The organism is Micromonospora deserti, assembly GCF_003236335.1.
Taxonomy (GTDB): Bacteria; Actinomycetota; Actinomycetes; order Mycobacteriales; family Micromonosporaceae; genus Micromonospora; species Micromonospora deserti.
In genome coordinates, this window is the sequence record NZ_POUB01000109.1 from 1 (window position 1) to 18,977 (window position 18,977).

23 protein-coding genes and 1 pseudogene are annotated in these 18,977 nt (G+C 74.2%); 13 read left to right on the forward strand and 11 right to left on the reverse strand.

The window, feature by feature from the left end:
* On the forward strand, window positions 1-1,815 hold a 1,815-nt coding region (locus C1I99_RS16720), incomplete at its 5' end, for a beta-galactosidase (RefSeq protein ID WP_111135149.1).
* Between the two features lie 76 nt (window positions 1,816-1,891).
* On the opposite strand, the gene C1I99_RS16725 is transcribed toward C1I99_RS16720, so the two are convergent.
* Together C1I99_RS16725 and C1I99_RS16730 are read right to left on the reverse strand one after the other, a co-directional pair.
* Window positions 1,892-2,542: a LysE family translocator gene (locus C1I99_RS16725; RefSeq protein ID WP_111135150.1), complete on the reverse strand. Its 651-nt coding sequence runs from the start codon at window positions 2,540-2,542 to the stop codon at window positions 1,892-1,894.
* 51 nt (window positions 2,543-2,593) lie between these two features.
* Complete coding sequence (locus tag C1I99_RS16730; RefSeq protein WP_111135151.1) at window positions 2,594-3,556, reverse strand: NAD(P)/FAD-dependent oxidoreductase; 963 nt, start codon at window positions 3,554-3,556, stop codon at window positions 2,594-2,596.
* 101 nt (window positions 3,557-3,657) lie between these two features.
* On the opposite strand from C1I99_RS16730, the gene C1I99_RS16735 reads away from it, so the two are divergent.
* The 3 genes from C1I99_RS16735 to C1I99_RS16745 all read left to right on the forward strand — a co-directional run bounded on the left by C1I99_RS16735 (window position 3,658) and on the right by C1I99_RS16745 (window position 5,395).
* Window positions 3,658-4,266, forward strand: coding sequence for a helix-turn-helix domain-containing protein (locus C1I99_RS16735; RefSeq protein WP_111135152.1), 609 nt, complete (start codon window positions 3,658-3,660; stop codon window positions 4,264-4,266).
* A gap of 10 nt (window positions 4,267-4,276) precedes the next feature.
* Window positions 4,277-4,831 carry a GNAT family N-acetyltransferase gene (locus tag C1I99_RS16740; protein WP_111135165.1) on the forward strand — a complete coding sequence of 185 codons (555 nt, stop codon included), beginning with the start codon at window positions 4,277-4,279 and terminating at the stop codon, window positions 4,829-4,831.
* A gap of 78 nt (window positions 4,832-4,909) precedes the next feature.
* Window positions 4,910-5,395 (forward strand): DnaJ family domain-containing protein, encoded by a 486-nt coding sequence (locus tag C1I99_RS16745; RefSeq protein WP_111135153.1) that lies wholly within the window; start codon window positions 4,910-4,912, stop codon window positions 5,393-5,395.
* 5 nt (window positions 5,396-5,400) lie between these two features.
* On the opposite strand, the gene C1I99_RS16750 is transcribed toward C1I99_RS16745, so the two are convergent.
* Together C1I99_RS16750 and C1I99_RS34795 are read right to left on the reverse strand one after the other, a co-directional pair.
* Window positions 5,401-5,655, reverse strand: coding sequence for a hypothetical protein (locus tag C1I99_RS16750; RefSeq protein ID WP_325049214.1), 255 nt, complete (start codon window positions 5,653-5,655; stop codon window positions 5,401-5,403).
* 39 nt (window positions 5,656-5,694) lie between these two features.
* Window positions 5,695-5,859, reverse strand: coding sequence for a hypothetical protein (locus tag C1I99_RS34795; protein WP_325049215.1), 165 nt, complete (start codon window positions 5,857-5,859; stop codon window positions 5,695-5,697).
* Window positions 5,860-6,097: 238 nt separating this feature from the next.
* Here C1I99_RS34795 and C1I99_RS16755 point away from each other — a divergent pair, with 238 nt between their 5' ends.
* The 3 genes from C1I99_RS16755 to C1I99_RS16765 all read left to right on the forward strand — a co-directional run bounded on the left by C1I99_RS16755 (window position 6,098) and on the right by C1I99_RS16765 (window position 8,013).
* Window positions 6,098-6,931, forward strand: a complete 834-nt coding sequence (locus C1I99_RS16755; RefSeq protein ID WP_111135154.1) for a nitroreductase/quinone reductase family protein — start codon at window positions 6,098-6,100, stop codon at window positions 6,929-6,931.
* A gap of 42 nt (window positions 6,932-6,973) precedes the next feature.
* Complete coding sequence (locus tag C1I99_RS35215) at window positions 6,974-7,324, forward strand: ATP-binding cassette domain-containing protein (protein ID WP_146603973.1); 351 nt, start codon at window positions 6,974-6,976, stop codon at window positions 7,322-7,324.
* A 476-nt stretch (window positions 7,325-7,800) separates the two neighbouring features.
* Window positions 7,801-8,013 carry a hypothetical protein gene (locus C1I99_RS16765; RefSeq protein WP_233512551.1) on the forward strand — a complete coding sequence of 71 codons (213 nt, stop codon included), beginning with the start codon at window positions 7,801-7,803 and terminating at the stop codon, window positions 8,011-8,013.
* A gap of 37 nt (window positions 8,014-8,050) precedes the next feature.
* Here C1I99_RS16765 and C1I99_RS16770 read toward each other — a convergent pair.
* The 3 genes and pseudogenes from C1I99_RS16770 to C1I99_RS16780 all read right to left on the reverse strand — a co-directional run.
* A pseudogene (locus tag C1I99_RS16770) lies at window positions 8,051-8,337 on the reverse strand (lipid II flippase MurJ); the annotation flags it as partial.
* A 4-nt stretch (window positions 8,338-8,341) separates the two neighbouring features.
* Entirely contained in the window at window positions 8,342-9,418 is a 1,077-nt protein-coding gene (locus tag C1I99_RS16775) for a sensor histidine kinase (RefSeq protein ID WP_111135156.1), read from the reverse strand.
* On the reverse strand, window positions 9,415-9,726 hold the full coding sequence (locus tag C1I99_RS16780) for a response regulator (RefSeq protein ID WP_111135157.1): 312 nt from the start codon (window positions 9,724-9,726) through the stop codon (window positions 9,415-9,417). Before C1I99_RS16780 ends, C1I99_RS16775 begins: the two co-directional genes overlap by 4 nt.
* A 118-nt stretch (window positions 9,727-9,844) precedes the next feature.
* Here C1I99_RS16780 and C1I99_RS16785 point away from each other — a divergent pair, with 118 nt between their 5' ends.
* Window positions 9,845-11,122, forward strand: a complete 1,278-nt coding sequence (locus C1I99_RS16785; protein WP_111135166.1) for a serine hydrolase domain-containing protein — start codon at window positions 9,845-9,847, stop codon at window positions 11,120-11,122.
* Between the two features lie 344 nt (window positions 11,123-11,466).
* Window positions 11,467-12,024, forward strand: a complete 558-nt coding sequence (locus tag C1I99_RS16790; RefSeq protein ID WP_233512552.1) for a VanZ family protein — start codon at window positions 11,467-11,469, stop codon at window positions 12,022-12,024.
* A gap of 296 nt (window positions 12,025-12,320) precedes the next feature.
* On the opposite strand, the gene C1I99_RS16795 is transcribed toward C1I99_RS16790, so the two are convergent.
* Genes C1I99_RS16795 through C1I99_RS16805 form a run of 3 tightly spaced genes read right to left on the reverse strand, consistent with a single transcriptional unit; the run spans window position 12,321 to window position 15,499 of the window.
* Window positions 12,321-13,538, reverse strand: a complete 1,218-nt coding sequence (locus C1I99_RS16795) for a PH domain-containing protein (protein WP_233512553.1) — start codon at window positions 13,536-13,538, stop codon at window positions 12,321-12,323.
* Window positions 13,539-13,544: 6 nt separating this feature from the next.
* Window positions 13,545-13,898: a PadR family transcriptional regulator gene (locus tag C1I99_RS16800; RefSeq protein ID WP_111135159.1), complete on the reverse strand. Its 354-nt coding sequence runs from the start codon at window positions 13,896-13,898 to the stop codon at window positions 13,545-13,547.
* 59 nt (window positions 13,899-13,957) lie between these two features.
* Window positions 13,958-15,499: a glycosyltransferase family 39 protein gene (locus C1I99_RS16805; RefSeq protein ID WP_111135160.1), complete on the reverse strand. Its 1,542-nt coding sequence runs from the start codon at window positions 15,497-15,499 to the stop codon at window positions 13,958-13,960.
* Between the two features lie 80 nt (window positions 15,500-15,579).
* Between C1I99_RS16805 and C1I99_RS16810 the strand changes: the two genes are divergently transcribed.
* The gene (locus C1I99_RS16810; RefSeq protein ID WP_111135161.1) at window positions 15,580-15,969 is read left to right on the forward strand and encodes a cupin domain-containing protein; all 390 of its coding nucleotides are present in this window, start codon (window positions 15,580-15,582) and stop codon (window positions 15,967-15,969) included.
* 6 nt (window positions 15,970-15,975) lie between these two features.
* Here the strand turns inward: C1I99_RS16810 and C1I99_RS16815 are convergent, their stop codons facing one another.
* Complete coding sequence (locus tag C1I99_RS16815; protein ID WP_233512554.1) at window positions 15,976-17,193, reverse strand: MFS transporter; 1,218 nt, start codon at window positions 17,191-17,193, stop codon at window positions 15,976-15,978.
* A gap of 69 nt (window positions 17,194-17,262) precedes the next feature.
* Between C1I99_RS16815 and C1I99_RS16820 the strand changes: the two genes are divergently transcribed.
* The 3 genes from C1I99_RS16820 (at window position 17,263) to C1I99_RS16830 (ending at window position 18,880) form a co-directional block, all read left to right on the forward strand.
* Window positions 17,263-17,760, forward strand: a complete 498-nt coding sequence (locus C1I99_RS16820) for a MarR family winged helix-turn-helix transcriptional regulator (protein WP_111135163.1) — start codon at window positions 17,263-17,265, stop codon at window positions 17,758-17,760.
* A 78-nt stretch (window positions 17,761-17,838) separates the two neighbouring features.
* Complete coding sequence (locus C1I99_RS16825) at window positions 17,839-18,357, forward strand: DUF2087 domain-containing protein (protein ID WP_111135168.1); 519 nt, start codon at window positions 17,839-17,841, stop codon at window positions 18,355-18,357.
* Between the two features lie 52 nt (window positions 18,358-18,409).
* Window positions 18,410-18,880, forward strand: coding sequence for a MarR family winged helix-turn-helix transcriptional regulator (locus C1I99_RS16830; protein ID WP_111135164.1), 471 nt, complete (start codon window positions 18,410-18,412; stop codon window positions 18,878-18,880).
* The last annotated feature ends 97 nt before the right edge of the window (window positions 18,881-18,977 follow it).

Sequence of the window (18,977 nt, forward strand, 5' to 3'; positions counted from 1 at the left end):
CCGCCCTGGTTCTCGCTGGCCCACCCGGACGCGCTGCCGGTGACCGCCGACGGGGTCCGCCTGCACCACGGCAGCCGGGACACCTACTGCGCCGCCGCCCCGGCCTACCGCGCCGCCGCCCGCCGCATCGCCAGCGCGCTCGCCGAGCGCTACGCCCACCACCCGGCCCTGGAACTGTGGCACGTGCACAACGAGTACGGCACCACCTGCCACTGCGAGCACGCCGTGCGGGCGTTCCGGCGCTGGCTGGCCGACCGGCACGGCGACCTCGACACGCTCAACGCCGCGTGGGCCACCAGCTTCTGGAGCCAGCACTACTCGGCATGGGCGCAGATCAGCACTCCCCGCGCCACCCAGTACCTGGCCAACCCGGGGCACCTGCTGGACTATCGGCGCTTCTGGTCGGACACCCTGCTCGCCGCGTACGTCGAGCAACGCGACGCGGTGCGGGCGGCGAACCCGGCGGTCCCGGTCACCACCAACTACGTCCTCGGTGACTGGGTCCCGGTCGACCACGCCCGGTGGGCCGCGGAGGTGGACCTCGTGGCCGTCGACCACTACCCCGACGCGGTCGACGGCGGCGCGGAGGAGCAGACCGCCCTCGTCGCGGACCTGGCCCGGGGCTGGGCCCGCCACGGCGCCCGGCGGCGGGTCGGCACCCCCGACCGGTCGGCGGCGTGGCTGCTGATGGAGAGCGCCCCGAACCAGATCCACACCAGCGGGCGGATGCACACCAAGGAACCCGGCCGGATGGCCCGGCACAGCCTCTCCCACGTCGCGCGCGGATCACGAGGGGTGATGTTCTTCCAGTGGCGGGCCCCGGCGGGCGGGGCGGAACGCTTCCACTCCGCCGTGGTGCCGCACGCGGGCCCCGACACCCGGGTCTTCCGTGAGGCCGTGCGCCTCGGCGAGATGCTGGCGCGGATCTCCGAAGTGGACGGCGGCGCGGTCGACGCCTCCGTCGCGATCGCCTGGGACGCCGCCAGTGGGTGGGCTCTGGACCACCCGGGTCTGCCGTCGGAACGGCTGAACCACCGCGACGAGGTCGCCGCGGCGCACCGGGCCCTGTGGCGGGCCGGGTTCGGCTGCGACATGGTGCTGCCCGGCGACCCCCTCGACGGGTGCCGGCTGCTCGTGCTCCCCGCCCTCTACCTGACCTCCGACGCCACCGCCGACTGGGTACGCGAATACGTCCGCGGCGGCGGTCACCTCCTGGCGACCTGGGCCAGCGGGATTGCCGACGACAACGCCCGGGTCCGGCTCGGCGGGTACCCCGGCGCGTTCCGCGACGTGCTGGGCGTCAGGGTCGAGGAGTTCCACCCACTCGCGGAGAGCGAACGGGCGCCGTTGACCGGTGGCGGGAGCGGAAGCGTCTGGGCCGAGACGGTCCGGCTCGCCGGCGCCACGGCGGTGACCGCGTACGTCGGCGGCGGACGCGACGCGATGCCGGCCATCACCCGCCACCGGTTCGGCGCCGGCACGGCCTGGTACCTGTCGACCCGGCCCGACGACGCCACCTACGGCCGGCTGATGACCGACGCGGCGCGAGCGGCCGGAGCCCATCCCGTCTGCGCGGCCGCGCCCCCCGGGGTCGAGGCGGTCCGCCGCCGCGGCGCCGGGGCCAGCTGGCTGTTCCTGCTCAACCACACCGACCGCCCGCAGCGGGTGCCGGCCGCCGGGGTGGAACTGCTGACCGGCGCGACGGTCGCCACGGAGGTGCACCTGCCCGCCGGCGGCGTCGCCGTGGTCCGCGAGGTCGACGGTCACGGTGATGCGCCGGCCCGCCACCTCGACGGCCGCGCCGGTGCACGCTGACCGCGGCGGGCGGCCGGGTCGCCCGGGAGGCCGCAACCGGCAACCCCGCGACGTCGCCGGCCGCGCGGGACTGCGGTCAGGGCGTGGCGACGGCGGCGCGGGAGCGGTCGGCGGCGATGCGTACGGCCAGCGCCGCCAGCACGGTGCCCATCAGCACACGCTGCGCCCGTAGCCAGAACGGCCGGCGGGCGAAGAACCCGGCGAGCGTGCCGGCGGTGAGCACGATCAGGGCGTTCACCGTCAGCGCCACGGTGATCTGGGTCAGTCCCAGCACCAGGCTCTGCGCCGCGACGTCTCCCCGCGCCGGGTCGACGAACTGCGGCAGCAGTGACACGTACAGGATCGCGATCTTCGGGTTGAGCAGGTTGGTGACCAGCCCCATGGTGAACAGCCGCCGCGCCGGGTCCGGCGGCAGCGGAGCCGGCGTGAACGGCGAGTGCCCGCCCGGGCGCAGTGTCCGCCACGCCAGCCACAGCAGGTACGCCGCGCCGGCCAGCTTCACCGCCGTGTACAGCGTCGGCACCAGCACGAACACGGTGGCGATGCCGGCCACCGCGGCGGCCAGGTAGACGCCGAACCCGGCGGCGACCCCGAGCAGGGAGACCAGCCCGGCGCGGCGGCCCTGGGTCACCGACCGGGAGACCAGGTAGACCATGTTCGGGCCCGGGGTCAGCACCAGACCCAACGCGACCAGCCCGATCCCCACCAGCGCGCCCGTACCGACCATGCCGTACCCCCGTCCCACCGGCCCGGCGTCGACACTACGCCAGGCCGGCGCTCACCCGCCGACCGGTGCACGGCGCGCCGCCACCGCCCGCCGGGTGTCCTCCGCGACCAGGTCGGCGTTGACCGCCGCGCCGGCGGTCAACCCGGCGGCGGCCGCGCTGATCACCTGGGCGCGCAGGTCGGTGACGTTGCCGGCCACCCACACCCCGGGCACGGCGGTGGCCCCGGACGCGTCCGCCGGCACGGCGCTGCCGATGACCTCGCCGGCCATCTCCTGCGGCACCGCCGCCAGCCCGAGCGAGGTCAGCACGTCGGCCCGCGCGGTCATCCGCGAGGCCACCACCAGCGCCGCGCGCGGCACCACCTCGCCGCAGGCCAGCCGCACCCCGGTGATCCGGTCGTCGGTGACCTCCACCGCGGTCACCGTGCCGTCGACCACCCGGATCCCCCGGGCGGCCAGCTGCTCCTGCTCGTCGACGTCGAACGGCGCGGCGGTGTGCCGGAACAGGACCACGTCGTCGCTCCACTGCCGCCACAACAGCGCCTGGTGCACCGCCAGCCGCCCGGTGGCCAGCACCCCCAGCGGCTGGTCGCGCACCTCCCACCCGTGGCAGTACGGGCAGTGCAGCACGTCACGGCCCCACCGCCGGGCCAGCCCGGGAACGTCCGGCAGGTCGTCGACCAGCCCGCTGGTCACCAGCAGTCGCCGCGCGGCGACCTCCCGCCCGTCGGCCAGCACCACCTGGAACCCGCCGTCGCGCGGTCTCGCCGCCGTCACCGTGCCGCTGACGAAATCCCCGCCGTAGCCGGCCACCTCGGCCCGCCCCGCGGCCAGCAGCTCACCCGGGGGCGTGCCCTCCCGGGTGAGGTAGTTGTGCACGTGCCCGGCCGGCGCGTTGCGCGGCGTGCCCGCGTCCACCACCAGCACGGAGCGGCGGGCCCGCGCCAGGGCCAGCGCCCCGCTCAGCCCGGCCGCGCCGCCGCCCACGACCACCACGTCGTACGTCTGTCGCACAGCTCCCCCTCGTTGTTCCCCGGCGGGTCACGCGCCCGCCGCCGGGCACGACTGTCCGCCGCCGCACACGGGTCGGCAAGTCTCCTTGCCGGAATGGCAAAATGGGCGGAGTGAGCGACGAGACACCTGCCCTGGCCGGCGTGCTGGCCGCCGTCGGTCCCCGGCTGCGTGCCCTGCGCGAGCAGCGGGGCAGCACCCTGGCGCAACTGTCCCGGGCCACCGGGATCTCGGTGAGCACCCTGTCCCGGCTCGAGTCCGGGCAGCGACGGCCGACCCTGGAGCTGCTGCTCCCGCTCGCCCGCGCCCACCAGGTCCCCCTCGACGAGCTGGTCGACGCGCCGCCCACCGGCGACCCGCGCGTGCACCCTCGCCCGGTACGCCGGCACGGCGTCACCTACCTGCCGTTGACCCGCCGTCCTGGGGGTCTGCGGGCGTACAAGCAGATCATCCCCGGGCGCTGGCCGGGCGGGGAGCCGGATCCGCAGACCCACGAGGGACACGAGTGGCTGTACGTGCTGTCCGGGCGGCTGCGGCTGGTGCTCGGCGAGCACGACCTGATCCTCACCCCGGGGGAGGTGGCGGAGTTCGACACCCACGTGCCGCACTGGTTCGGCAACCCCGGCGACGAGCCGGTGGAACTACTCATCCTCTTCGGCCCGCAGGGTGAACGCCTGCACGTGCGCGCCCGCCCCGCTCACCCGGGCCGCTGAGGACGCGGCGATGGATACTGGGCCCGTGCTGCCCGCGCCGGCCACCGCGTCCGCACCGGAACTCGTGCTGCGCCCCTGGCGCGACACCGACGCCGAGGCGCTGCTCGCCGCGTACCGGGATCCGGTACTGCGCCGCCACACCCGGGTGCCGGTGACCAACCCCGCCGAGGCGCGGCGCTGGCTGGCCGGTACGCGGGCCGACTGGCACGCCGGTCGCCGGTTCAGCTTCGCGGTGGTCGAGCCGCATCCGGGCGAAGCGACGCTGGTGGCGAACGTGGTGCTCAAGAACGTCGCGCCGGGTACGCCGGGCGCCGAGGTCGGCTACTGGACGGCCGCGCCGGCCCGGGGGCGGGGCATCGCCGCGCACGCGCTGGAGACGCTCAGCCGCTGGGCGTTTTGCCGGTTCGGCCTGAGCCGGCTGGACCTGCTGCACCAGGTCGACAACCCGGCCTCCTGCCGGGTGGCGGAGAAGACCGGCTACCGCTTGGCGGAAGTGGTGCCGGCCCGGCCACCGTTCCCCCGCGACGGCCACCGGCACGTCCGGTGGGCACCGCCACCGGCCTGAACTGGGGGAATGCCCGGTACGTCCACCGCGCTGTGCCCCGCGGCGGCCGCGTTACGGTGACCAGGGAGGTGTCGGCGGGTGAACGGATGGGAAGCGGCGGTCGAGGCGCAGATCCGCACGGCCCAGGAACGCGGCGAGTTCGACAACCTGCCGGGGATGGGCAAGCCGATCCCCGGCCGTGGCGTGCCGTACGACGAATCCTGGTGGATCAAGAGCTTCCTAGAGCGGGAGGCGCTGCCCAGCGACCTGCTGCTACCGGCGCCGCTGCTGTTGCGCCGCCGCGTCGAGCAGGTGCCCGACGAAGTGCGGGACCTGCCCACCGAGGAGTCGGTCCGCGGGTACGTCGCCGACCTGAACGTGCAGATCGTCGCCTGGCTGCGCAACCCCACCGGCCCGCAGGTCGTGGTGCGGCCGGTGAACGCCGACGAGACCGTACGGCGGTGGCGGGCCGACCGGCGGCGGGCCGCCGTGGCGGACGCGCCGGTGCGGGCGGATGCGCCGCCCGTCCCGCCGCGCCGGCCACGCCGGGCGTGGTGGCTGCCGTGGCGGCGCCGGGCGGCCTGAGGCCCTCACTCCACCGCGGCCCGCCACGACCATGAGGTACGCCGTGCCCGGCCGGGCAACTCCCCGCGCCCGGTCAGCCACAGCAGCACCCGCGGTGCCGGCCCGGGCGGGGCGTCGGGGAACAGCCGACGCACCACCGCGGCGCTGAGCCGCTCGGCGGCGGGGGAGACGACCAGGTTGAACGGCAGGTATCCGCCATCGGGTCGCCCGGTGACCTGACCGGCGTACGCCAGCAGGTCGTGCGCCACGTGCGCGGCCATCGCCCAGCAGCTCCACTCCACGTCGCCGGCGGCGACGCGTCAGTCCCGGCCGGTGTGCGGGCCGAGGACGGCGACCAGCGCGGCCACCGCCCGCTCGACGTCGGCGCCGGTCAGCTCAGTCATCTCCCGACGGTGGCAGCAGCGGCGACGGTGCCGCGACCGCACCAAGCCGTTGCCGGCGGCGAGGATTCCCCATAGGGTCACCGGGGTGACTGCCGGGTCGGCCATTGGCCACGAGCGGACAGGGCACCCGGCCATCCGGTGAGCCCGGGGCGGGCCCGCGGCCCGCCGGTGCCGCCGCCGGCGCGTCGCGTCCGCCGGCAGCTCTTCCGACCGTCCACACCGGTCGTGTCGACCCGTGTGGCTCCACTCCCCGGCCGACGCCGGCCGCCGTCACGGCGGTCGCCGGCCCCGCCCTTCCCGCGCAACAGGAAGCAGAGCCTTGCCCAACGACGTCAACCAGCAGATCATCGACGAGTTCCGCGCCAGCACCGGCCGGGTCGGCGGACCTTTCGAAGCGGCCCGACTGATCCTGCTCACCACCACCGGGGCGCGCTCCGGCGCCCCGCACACCACCCCCGTCGGCTACCTGCCCGACGGCGGGGAACGCATCCTGGTCATCGCCTCCGCCGGCGGTGGCCCGAAGCACCCGGACTGGTACCACAACCTGCTCGCAGACCCGCACGCCACGGTCGAGGACGGGGTCTTCACCTACCGGGCGCGGGCGGAGGTGCTCACCGGGGCCGACCGCGACGCGGTCTTCGCCCGGGCCGTCGAGGCCGACCCGGGCTGGGCGGCGTACCAGGCGAAGACGTCGCGGGTGATCCCCGTGGTGGCGCTGCACCAGGTGGCCGGAGGGCCGCCGAACGCGACGTCGTGGGGGGCCGCGCTCAAGCTGGTCCACGACGCGTTCCGGCGGGAACTCGCGCTGATCCGTGCCGAGGTGACCCGCTCCGGGTCGGGTCTCGGCGCCCAGCTGCGGGTGAACTGCCTGACCGTCTGCCACGGCCTGCACCACCATCACCGCACAGAGGACGCGGGCATGTTCACCGCCCTCGACCGGCAGCGTCCCGACCTACGCCCGGCCCTGGACCGGCTGCGCTGGGAACACCAGCGCATCGCCGTGCTCGTCGAGCGCCTCCAGGACGTCATCGGCGCCGCCGACGCCGACCCGGTCCAGGTGCGCCGGGAGGTCGAGCGCCTCACCACCGAGCTGGAGCAGCACCTGGCGTACGAGGAGGAGCAGCTCATCCCCGTCCTGGACGCGCCAGCCTGACGGGTGAGCGGCCGCGGGGTGCGGCACGTCGGGGACCCCGACGTGCCGCACCCCGCGGCGATCAAACGGGCGGCGCGGCGGGAGGCCGGGAGGCAGCGCCCCCTGCTCGGCCCGGTCGCCGCGTGGTGCTCGCATCCGACGCCCTGTCCGCTCCGCGTGCGACTGCGAGAAACCACCCATGGCGAACCCACCGCGCCCAGCGCTTCGGTGACCTGCTCGGACCTGTCCTTCCAGTGGCCGGACCGCACGACCATCTTCGACGGACTCTCGGTGCGCATCGGCCGGGGCCGCACCGGCCTCGTCGGCGCCAACGGCGCCGGCAAGTCGACGCTGCTGCGCCCCGGCATCCCGCCGCGCCCGGTTATTGGATTGCCGGTAACGGTAATCCAATAATCCAACCCCTCAAACTGGAACAAATCGGCGGTACATCATAATGACTGTTCTTGTGTAACCATCTCCGTCCACCCGGGAGCGGGGCTGATGTCGCGGGTTGAGGAACTGTCGTCGGCCTTCGGGGAGGATCGGACCGGATTTTGGCGCCGCTGCATTCGGTACCTGGGTACAGGTTTAGGGCGTTGACGAGCATCCGAACGAAAAGTCGCCTTTGGAAGGCCATGGGGCCGGCTTGGCGTAGATGGCCGTTCCGATGGTCTCTACCTGTGCAACCATGCTGGCCGACGCTCAAGGCCGGCATGTCCGGCTCGGTGTGGCCGGAAGGGGTTGCAGACACGCGGCAGGCGGCGGTCGTGGCTGGCGAGCAGGCCAGGTGACCACCCCGGCCGGGAGATGGACAGCCGCCTGTACACCGGTCGCATGCGCGAAGGCGTCCAGCCCATCCCGTCGGGGGATACCCCGTCCCGACCGACGGCATGCCGGGCTGGCTGCGCTTCCTGGCCGACTGGAAGCCGGTGAGCGCGCTCACCGCCGCCTCACGGGAGCTGTTCGGCAACCCGGGCGCCCCGTCCGGAAACGTGGCCTGGCCACTCGCGCATCCGGTGACCGCCGTCCTGCTCTGGTCGGCCGCGCTGCTGGTGATCTTCGTCCCGCTGTCGCTCCGCGCCTACATGCGCAGAGGACGCTGAACGCTCCAGGCATCTAGAGGGCGTAGAACCCGCGTTGGACGGCCAGTCGGACGGCCTGGGACAGGTCTTCGGTGATCTGGGCGTGGTTGAGGCGGGAAGCGTGGCGACTGAGCCGGGGCAGCATGGCGGTCATCACCGACAAGGCGATCACCGCGAACGGCATCTGGAACACCAACGCCATCTGGCGAAGACGCCCGCGGTGGTGCCGACCGCCAGCAGCAGCAGGTGGGTGGTCGTCAACGACGCGATGCTGGTGGCGCCGCCGATCACCAGGTAGGCCAGGCCGACAGCGATCACGATCAGGCTGTTGACCAACGGCGCCCACTCATCACCCGGAAGTAGGGGCCTCCTCCAGGGCCTGCGGCAGGTGTACGGCGATGTCCATACCGCCGGTCGGCCGGGCGGTGCTGGAGATCTCTCCGTCGTGCGCGGTGACGACCGCGCGGACGATGGACAGGCCGAGCCCGGCCCCGCGGGTGCCGTTGCCGGCGCCCCGGACGAACGGCTCGAACAGCCGCCGCTCCTCCTCGGGTGTGACCAGCGGGCCGGTGTTGACCACCCGCAGGAACGCGTGCCCGTTCGCGATGCCGGAGGTCACCGTGACGTGTCCGCCGGCGTGGTTGTAGCGCAGCGCGTTCTCCAGCAGGTTGCCGGCCATCCGTTCCAGCAGCACCGGCTCGCCGCTGGCTGGCGCCGGGCGCAGGTCGGCCTGCAGGGTGACGGCCCCGTTCGCCGCCCGGCCGGCGGCGTCGGCAACGGTCGCGGCGGCGACCTCGGCCAGGTCCACGGGCGTCCGGCGGGGCGGGCCGGCCTGGCTGCGGGCCAGGACCAGGAGCCCGTCCAGGGTGCGCTGGTTGGTTTCGACGGCGGTGGCGATGTCGCCGGCCATCGCGATGAGTTCGGCCCGGTCGGGTTCGCCGTCGAGGGTGACGTCGACGGCGGTGCGCATGGTGGTGAGCGGGGTACGCAGTTCGTGCGCGGCGTTGGCGACGAACAGGCGCTGGCTGTTCAGCACCCGGTCACGTTCGGCGATGCCGTGCTGGATGCGGTCCAGCATGCCGTTGATGGTGGTGGCCAGCGTGGCGAGTTCGTCGGCGGGCTGGCGGACGGGTACCCGTTCGGACAGGTTCTCCGCGGACAGCCGGTTCGCGGTACCGGAGATCGTGCGGATGGGGCGCAGTATCCGCCCGGCTACCAGCCAGCCGGTCAGCCCGGCCAGCGCGGTCACCACCAGCAGCGCCGGCGCGGCCTGGGTCAGCAGTTTGGACATCGCCTCCCCGATACGCAGCCGCAGGCTGTGGAACAGCAGCAGGTACGTCAGCGCCGTGAGCAGCAACCCGGCGGCCAGTACCAGGCCGGTGTACAGCAGCGCGAGACGGCTGCGGGCGGTCAGTCGCCGGATCATGGGGCGATCCGGTATCCGGCGCCGGTCACGGTTTCGATCAGTGGTGGATCGCCGAGCTTGCGGCGCAGGGTGCTGACGGTGATGCGCACGGCGTTGGTGAAACGCTGCGCCAACAGCCGGCACACGGTGTCGCCGTGCACCACCGGAAGGTCCCGGTCCAGGACCACCACGTCGTACGGAGTAATTTCGCATTTGTCCAGCGCCTGCTGACCGTCGTGTGCCACGTCCACGGCGCAGCCGTGCTTGTGTAGCCCCGCCGCGATGTACGTGGCCAGCGGCTGTTCGTCCTCGACCAGCAGCACCCGCATCCGCCCAGTATCCCCAGCACCGCATATGGGTGGCGTATGGGTCGGCGATCGGTTGCCGATAGGCGGTCGCCGGTAGACCTGCAACAGTCCGTTTGTCGATCGGGAAAGGACCGTGATCATGGATTCGGATTCGGCACGTGGTATCGACCGGCGGCGGCTGCTCGGATGGGGCGGGCTGGCGGCCGCCGGCGTGGCGGCCGGCGCGCCGCTGGTGGACGCCGAGCTCGGCCACGCCGCCTCGGCCCCAACCGACCCCGACGCACTCATCGCGCCCGAACCGTCCGGGCACGACCGGATCCCGCCGGACACCCGGCCCGGCGGAGCCTACGACCGGTACGTGGCGGAGCTGGCCGCCGAGGACAAGTTTTCCGGCGTGGTGCTGCTGTCGCACCGGGGCCGGACCGTGCTGTCCCGCAGCTACGGCATGGCCGACAAGGAGAAGGGGATCCGCAACCACGAGGGCGTCGCGGTCAACCTCGGCTCGGCGGTCAAGCCGTTCTCCGCGGTGGCCATCTTGCAGTTGGCGCAGCGGGGCAAGGTGCGGCTGTCGGACACGGTGGGCACCTACCTGACGGGCTTCGCCAAGAGGATCGCCGAGCAGGTGACCATCCACCACCTGCTCACCAGCACCTCCGGGCTGAACCACCCGAAGCAGGACCTGCGACGCATCTTCCACAGCCGGGAGGAGGTGCACGAGTTCTACCAGCAGTGGACCCGGCAGGCGAAGCTGGAGGCCGCCCCCGGCACGGGCTTCGACAACAGCGGCGCCGGTTTCGCCATCGCCGCGCAGATCGTGGAGGCGGTGACCGGCACGACGTACTGGGACTACGTACACGAGCACATCTTCGGGCGCTCCGGCATGACCGGCTCGGCGTTCTACACCAGGCCGCAGTGGCTCACCGACGAGCACATCGCGCACTCGTACATGCTCCAGGCCGACGGTAGCCGGGTGGACGCCGTCCGCAACCTGGACAAGGGCAGCCCGAACCCGTACGAACCAGGCAAGAACCCGGGCCGCAACTTCATCGATTACGCCGGGGACGGCGGCTTCGCCACCGCGCCGGACCTGGTCCGGTTCGCGCACGCGCTGCGCAACGGCACGGTGCTGGACCGGCCCTTCGCCGAGCTGTTCACCGGGGCCAAGATCCCCCAGGGCAAGGGCAAGGACGGCGGCCCCGCGCCCGCCCACCCGTCGTTCATGGCGTACGCGATGCCGGCCAAGCTCATCAACGGCCAGTGGGTGATCGGGCGCGGCGGCGCCAACCCCGGCAGCACCGCCAACTGGCACATCTACCCGGACACCGGCTGGGTCGGCGTCGTCCTCAGCAACTACGACGGCCTGCCGATGCAGGAGATCCTCAACCGGGAGATGCAGGCCGTCACCGGCCAGCGCTGACGCGCGGCCACGGCTGGCCGACACGAAGAAGAGGGATCTCCTGACGTTTCTCGTGGGTGGGTTCACGCCCGACCTGGTAGTGATGGCCATGCTCCACCGCGGAGCATGGCCGGGCTTCGGCGGAGTGGTAGCCGTAGCCCTGGCGGGTGAGTACTCGCATGTGGACGTTTTTGTTGGCCCTCGATGCGGGCGTTGGACCGGCCGCTGTCGAGGCATGTTCACGCCCGGCAGAGGTTGGCTGGGCCAGCCGCCGGGCAAGGGCGGCCGGGTGGAATTCACGGTCGGACGTAAGCGGAGGTGGCATGGTCGAGGGATGGCACGGCTGGGTCGGTACGTTCAATGGCGTGGCACTCGTCACGGTGGTAGTACTGCCGTTGGCCGCGCTGGCGGTGTGCGCTCTGGCACGCCATCGGAGTGTCACCGGCACCACGCCGGCGTGGGCGTGGCGGATGTCGCTGGCCGAGGTCGGCATCGTCTACGGGACGGTGCCGTGGGTATGGATGATCATGTTGCCGGGCGACCGGGCCGGCGCCGTCCCCGCTCGGGTGAGCCTGGTACCGCTGCGGGATCTGCTTACGATCCTCGTCGACGGGGGGCCGCTGACGCTGACGGGCCAGGTCGTCGGCAACCTGCTGGTGTTCGCGGCGCTGGGGTTTCTCGCCCCGCTGCGGTTCGCGGCGCTGGCGTCGGTACCGCGGATCCTGGCGCTCGCGGCGGGCTGCTCGGTCCTGGTCGAGGCCGCGCAGTACGTCCTGCGGCTGGACCGGGTATCCTCTGTGGACGACGTACTGCTCAACACCGCCGGCGCCGGGCTGGCCGCGCTGGCGTCGCGCCCCTGGTGGCGCGCTACGGCCAGAGGGTCGTCAGATCGACCTCGATCGGCCACGGCGCCGGGACGCTGAGCCGCCCGCGGTACGCCGGTCAGCGGCCCTGGGCGGTGGCCGAGGCGCACAGGCAGACGCCGAATCCCAGCGGCACCACCCCGGTAGATCACCCACGGTCGAGCCGCTCTCCGTCGCGGAGATGACCGGTCACCCCGCCCCGACGCGGTGATCACAGTTCGGCTCTACGGGCCCGCCGTGAGTCATCGTGCACTGACCACCCGTCCTGAATTGAACGTAGGGCGTCGTGGCCGAGCTTGCCGGCGGCCCGACCGGGGAGTGACCCCGGCGCCCGGACGGGCGAGCCGGCGCGGTGTTCATTCGGCGGTCTCGGGTAGCGGCTCCGCCCGAGGTGGCCGGCGCGGGACGGCCCGGGCGACGCGCCGGCCGCCGGTGGGGACGCCGGGGGCCTCGGGCCGGGCAGCGGCGTCGGTGGCGGGTCGATCCTCAGCTGGGCTCGTCCCGGCCGGAGCCGCGACGGTTGCCGGCGGTGCGGCATCGAGCCGCCGGATCGCCTCGGTGAGCGCGGCCAGCTGGGCGGACAGGTCCGCCACCCGCAGGATGACCTCCCGGCGCACCGCCGCCGGGTCGACCGGGTCGGCCTTGGCGTGGCCGCCGGGCATCCGTGCCGGGGGGCCGGCCTGCTCGTCGACCGCGAACTCGACGTCCAGCGCGGCGGGGAGGTCGTCGTCGGTGTAGCCCAGTCGGGCCTCGACGGCGTCCGGCTCGTACATCTCCTCGACCAGGCGCAGGTAGAGCTCGTTGGGGCGGGGCAGGTCGACGACCCGGCGCAGCACGTTGCGCCGGCTGGCCGACTCCAGGTGAAACGTGCCGTAGTTGAGCACCCGGCCCAGCGGCGACTGCCCGTACCGCAGGTCGGTGACCCGCAGCAGCGGGATCATGCCGACCCGGCGGAAGAACACGCCCTCGGTTGACATCAGGCGCTTGTTGGTGATCACGAACCGGCCGAGGTACCAGGCGAGCACCCGGTACGCGGCCAGCAGCACCGCGCCGGCGACGACCACGGCGATCACCCAGCCGGTGTACTGCGGGCGGATCCGCACCTGGGCCGCCCAGACCCCGAGGACGGCGTAGACGCTGATCACGCCGAGGCTCTTCGCCGGGTGGATCCAGTGCCGGCGCCACTCGCCCCGGTACCGCTCGGTGGGAAACAGGTAGCGCGCCACGCCGGGGGTGGGTTCGTCCTCCAGCGGCAGCACCCGCCGCGCGCCGAGCAGGTCTTCGCCGACCGGTTCCTCGCCGGGCGCGGGGTCCCGGCCGACCAGGCGGCGCAGGCGGGCCAGCAGGGCGGCGGAGAGGAAGCCGAGGGCGGTGCCGAGCTTGAACAGCTTGCCGGGCCGGTCGTTGATGACTGCGGCGAGTTCCTCCGCCCGGACCCCGGCGCGCGGGTCGTCGCGGTAGCGCAGCCGCGCCGACCAGGCGACCAGCTTGCGCCCGAGCCACGGGGACAGGTCGGTCATCTCGTTGACGGCCAGCCCCAGCACGATTGCCAGGACAACCTCGACGGTGCCCACGCGGGTTCAGCTCGCCGGCCGGGCTCGGCGGTGCAAACCGAAGCCCGGCGCGGGACGGGGCCGGGGCGACGGGACGCGGGGTCGCGCGACGGCCTGGCGGCGCGCCGCCTCGGCGCCGGACGGGGTGAGCCGGTAGTAGCGGCGTCTCGGGCGGCCCTCGGCGCCGGCCGGTGGGTGCTGCCAGGAGCCGGTGATCCAGCCGGCGTCCTCTAGCTGGTCGAGCACCGCGTAGACGGCCGGCCCGGAGCGGCGCACCGAGCGCATGATCTGCCAGCCGTGCACCTCGGTCTGCTGGTCCCACGCTTCGAGCAGCAGACCGAGCACGTCCAGCATCGCGCTGCTCATCCGGGGCCGGGCCATGGCCCATTCTAGGGACGACCGCTCACAGTGGAAGATGTCGGCTATCGGACCGACGCCGCTCAGCCGGTGTGGCGTACCTCGGTGTCCCAGATCTGCCCCCACGGGCGCCGCAGCCCGCGGCAGACCCAGATCGGCCCGCCGTTCTCGTCGTTGTCCACCTCGACCCGCTGGTCCACCCGGCCGGCGAGGGTGACGTCGGTGAACCAGCCGCGCAGCCGGTCGGGCCGCTCCCACCCGACGGCGATTACCACGTCGGCGCCGTCGGGTGGCCGGCCGAAGTCGGCCATGCTGTTGTGCCCGGAGTAGGCGGCGGGCAGGCCGCGTGCCGGGCCGTATCGGGCCACCGCGCCGGCCTCACCGTAGTTGCCGGTGAGGATGACCGCCCGGTCCCGCTGCTCGGCGGGCAGGCCACGGTGGACGGTGGCGAGCGAGTCGGTGAACGCGGGCCAGCCGATGGTCTCACCGGCGTCGTAGTTGACCGCGACGACGACGTCGGGCAGCCGGTCGGGGGGAAGCGTGGGCAGCAGCAGCACCGCGTTCGTGGCCGCGGTCAGCGCCGCCCCGGCGGCCAGCAGGCCCCGGCGCGTCGCGGCCCAGCGGCGGGCCGCCCAGCCGGTCGTGACCACGGCCCCGGCGGCGGTGAGCACCAGCAGCAGGGGCGCGTCGTAGTAGCCCTTGCCGCCGCCGAGCAGGACGATGCCGACGACCACCGGCCAGGCCCAGCCGACCGCCCGGTACGCCCGCCAGGTCGGCCAGCGCAGCAGCGCCACCAGCCCGGCCACCCAGATCGGCACGGCGTACGGGCTGATGATGACGACCTGGAGGGCCAGCGCGTCGAGCCGGCCGCTGTAGGAGCTGTCCCCGGCGGAGATCGAGGCGGCGACGGAGAGCTGCGGGAACCCGTGCGCCGCCTGCCAGGCGAGGTTCGGCGCGGCGAGCAGCAGGGCGAGCGCGGCGGCGGCGAGCACCCAGCGGTCGCGCAGCAGCCGGCGCGGGCCGGCGATCGCCACCCCGACGAGCAGCCCGACGGCGAGCAGCGCGGGCAGCGGCTTGTTGAGCATGCCGACGCCGAGAGCACCCCCGACCCCGACCGTCCACCTGCTGTCGGCGGTGCGCAGCAGCCGCACCGTGCAGTACGCGGCCGCCAGCCAGACCAGCAGGTCGACGGTGGTGGTGCTGAGCAGGTGCCCGCCGGCCAGGACGATGCCGGAGGTGGCGGCGAGGAACGCGGCGAAGGTCTGTGCGCCCCGCCCGGCGCCGAGCTCCCGGGCGGTCGCGGCGACCAGCAGCACCGCCGCGCCGGCGAGCAGCGCCGACGGGGTGCGCAGCGCCACCAGGCTGCCCGGCGCGATGGTGTCGACCAGCCGGGCCAGCGCCGGCACCAGCGGGCCCTGGTCGACGTAGCCCCAGTCGAGGTGCCGGCCGGCGAGCAGGAAGTACAGCTCGTCGCGGTGGTAGCCGTAGCGGCCGGCGAGGGCCAGCAGCACCGTGGTCACCGCCGCGGCGACCAGCCACGGACCGGCCGCCCGGGGCCCGGGCGGCGGCGGGCGGTCACCGTCGACGGTGGACGGCCGGTCGACGGAGCTGACGAATCCGGTCACGGGCACATCATCGCCCGTGCGGGCGACCGCGCGGGAGGGCCTGGCTGACGCCGCCCGGACGGGCCGGGCAGGATGGGGCGATGAGCACCGAGCCGATCGAGTTGGCGACCGCGCTGGCCGGGTTCACGCAGCTGTGGAGCCCGCGCATCGTCACCCGGGTCAACGACTACGACGTCCGGATCGCGAGGGTGGCCGGCGAGCACGTCTGGCACGCCCACGACGACACCGACGAGTTCTTCCTGGTCCTGGAGGGGGAGTTGCGTATCGCGCTGCGCGACGGCGGCGCCGAGCGGGAGGTGGTGCTGCCCCGGGGCGCGGTGTACGTCGTGCCGCGCGGGGTGGAGCACCGGCCGTCGTCACCGGGCGGCGCGTCGATTCTGATGTTCGAGCCCTCGGGCACCTCCAGCGTCGGCGACCGGCACGATCCGGTGCCCGCGCACGTGGACGCCACCATCGGGCACGCGCTCTGAGCCGGGTCACCGCGCGGCGGCCACCAGATCGCCGCGCGGTGCCGCGGTGACCCGGCGCACGCCGGGCACGGCGGCGGTGCCGGCGCAGGTGAGCAGTACGAGCGCGGCGGCGGCCAGCAGCGGGGCGCCGTCGCCCCAGGCGTGCGCGGCGACCGGTGCGAGGGCGTAGCCCAGCGGTGTCGCGCCGAGGGACACCAACCAGTCGTACGAGGTGACCCGGGCGAGCACCTGGGGCGGGAACTGCGCCTGCACGACGGTCTCCCAGACGGGGTTGAGGTAGCCGAGGGCGGTGAGCGCGACACCGTAGGCGGTGATGACCGCCGGGGCGGGGGCGGCGACGGCGAGCAGGACCAGCGGGACGGCGTAGCTGGCCAGGCCGAGGTTGGCCACCAGCACCGGGCGGCGGGGGCGGATCCGGGCGGCGAGCAGCGCGCCGGCGAGCATGCCGACCGCTCCGGCCTGCAGCATCAGCACCCAGACGCCCTCGCCGCCGAGGCGGGCCACCGCGACCGCCGGGCCGAGGGTCATCAGCACGGCGGCGGCGCCGTTCCACACGCCGTGCCCGATGAGGCTGGTCCAGAACCAGTCGCGGGCGCGGACCTCCCGCCAGCCGTGCACCAGGTCGGTGCGCACGGACCGGGCGGGCAGTGGCACGTGCCGGACCCGGATGACGGCCAGCAGCAGGGCGCTGACCGCGAACGAGGCGGCGTCGAGCAGGAACGCCCAGCCCGGCCCGGCGGCCCAGATCAGCGCCCCGGCCAGCGCCGGCCCGGCGAGGCGGCTGGCGTTGGCGGTGACGCCGACCAGCGCGTTGGCCTGCTGCCGCTGCGCCGCGGCGACCGTGGCGGCGACCAGGGGCGCGGCGGTGGGCAGGGCGAAGGCCCCGGCGCTGCCGCCGACCGCGGCGGCCACCGCGATGGTGGCCAGGCTCGCATCGCCGAGGAGTTCAACGCCGACGGCCAGTTGTGCGGCGCAGCGTACGAGGTCGGCCGCGATGGCCACGCGGCGGGCGTCGAGCCGGTCGGCGAGCACGCCGCCGAGGGGCAGCAGGAGCAGGCGGGGGAGCATCGCGCAGGCCAGCACCAGCGCCAGTGCGGCGGTGGAGCCGGTGGCGCGGAGCACGGCGAGGGCGAGGGCGGCGGGCACGACGGCGTCGCCGACGGCCGAGACGGTACGTCCTAGGAAGAGCAGCCGGAAGGAGCGGGCACGCAGGGGATGGGTCACCCCGAAAAGATACTTCGACATCGAACCTTTCGACAACGAATATTTAGCCGTTGACGTACCCTGGCTAGCATGACCAGCCACGACCACGTCGACCGGCACGTCGAGCGCTGGCTGCCGGTGCTGCCCGACCTCGATCCCGACGTCGAGGGCACGGTCACCCGGATGCAGTTCCTCACCCGGCACCTGCGGGCGGTCAAGGAGCGGGTGCTGGCCGACCTGGACCTGCAACGGCACGAGTACGACACCCTGCACGCGCTCGCCGGCCGCCAAGGGCGGGCCGCCCCGTCCGACCTGGCCCGTGACCTGGCCATGGCGCCCGCGTCAGTCACCGCCCGGGTGGACGCGCTGGTCCGGCGCGGCTTCGTGCGCCGCATCCCGTCCACCATCGACCGGCGACGGGTCGACGTCGAACTCACCGACGCCGGTCGGGCCGCCTGGCGGGGCGCGATGGACGTGCGGGGCGCCGAGGAGCACCGGCTGCTCGCCGCCCTGGATCCCGACGAGCGGCGGCTGCTGACCGACCTGCTGCGCCGCGTCGTGCTGGTCGCCGAGCAACCCGCGGACTGAGTCACCGGGCAGAGCCGACGGGGGCACCGGGCGGAAATCGCCTGGCGCCGCCGCACCGGCGCTGGCAGGGTGGCCGGCATGACAGCGCAGGCTCTGGCGGGGGCGCTCGCCGACGACGGGCGGCGGCGGGTCTTCGCGGCGATCGTGCTGGGCGCGCCCGACGCGGCCACGGTCAGCGACCGCACCGGGCTGGCGACGCGGCCGGTCGTCACCGCGATCCGCCGGCTGCACGACGCCGGTTTGGTCGCCGGCGACGACGGCGACCTGCGGGTGGACGCGGACCGGCTGCGCGCGGCGGCCCGCACGTCGCCGCCGGCCCGGCCGGCCCCGCAACCGGAGGACCGGGTGCTGCGGACGTTCCTGCGCGGCGGGACGCTGCTCGGCCTGCCGGCGCAGCGCGGCCGCCGGCGGGTACTGCTGGCGCACCTCGCCGGGGCGTTCGAGCCGGGGGTCCGCTATCCGGAACGGGCGGTGGACGACACGCTGCGCGCCTGGTGCGAGGGGGGCGGTACCGACCACGTGACGGTACGGCGCTACCTGGTCGACGAGCAGTTGCTGGCGCGGGAGCGGGGCGTCTACTGGCGGGTCGGCGGCTGACCGTCCGCGCCGGAGACGATCCCGCCCCGGACCATCTTGTTAGCCTCGGAGGATGACCTCGTGCCCGCCCGGCGGCGCCCCCGACCTGATGTTCCTGCTCTCCTGGGCCAGCCACGCCCTGATGGCCGAGCACGCCGCGGGCCTGGCCGAGCTGGGCATCTCCCCCCGGGCGCACTGCGTCCTGCTCAAGGCGCGCCCGGGCGGCCTCAGTCAGCGGCAGATCGGTGAGCTGTGCGGGATCGACAAGACCACCATGGTGGTGACCCTGGACCAGCTCGAGGCGGCCGGCCTGGCCCGGCGCCACCCGTCGCCGAGCGACCGGCGGGCCCGGCTGGTGGAGGTCACCCGGGAGGGCGAGAAGATCCTCGACCGGGCGCAGGAGATCGCCGCCCGGATCCAGGCGGACGTGCTGGCCGCCCTACCCGAGGCGGACCGGGACGTGTTCCTGAGGTCGATTAAGTCGTTGGTCGGCGGCCGGCTGGCCGGTCAAGCGTGCGGCCAGCCCGGCCGCTCCGCCTGTTAGTTCCGTAGGAGATAGTTCCGGGCAAGACTATCTGATACGGTCGCATCTGTTTGGGTCCCGTCGACCGAGGAGCGACCATGAGCGCGACCACCCACCC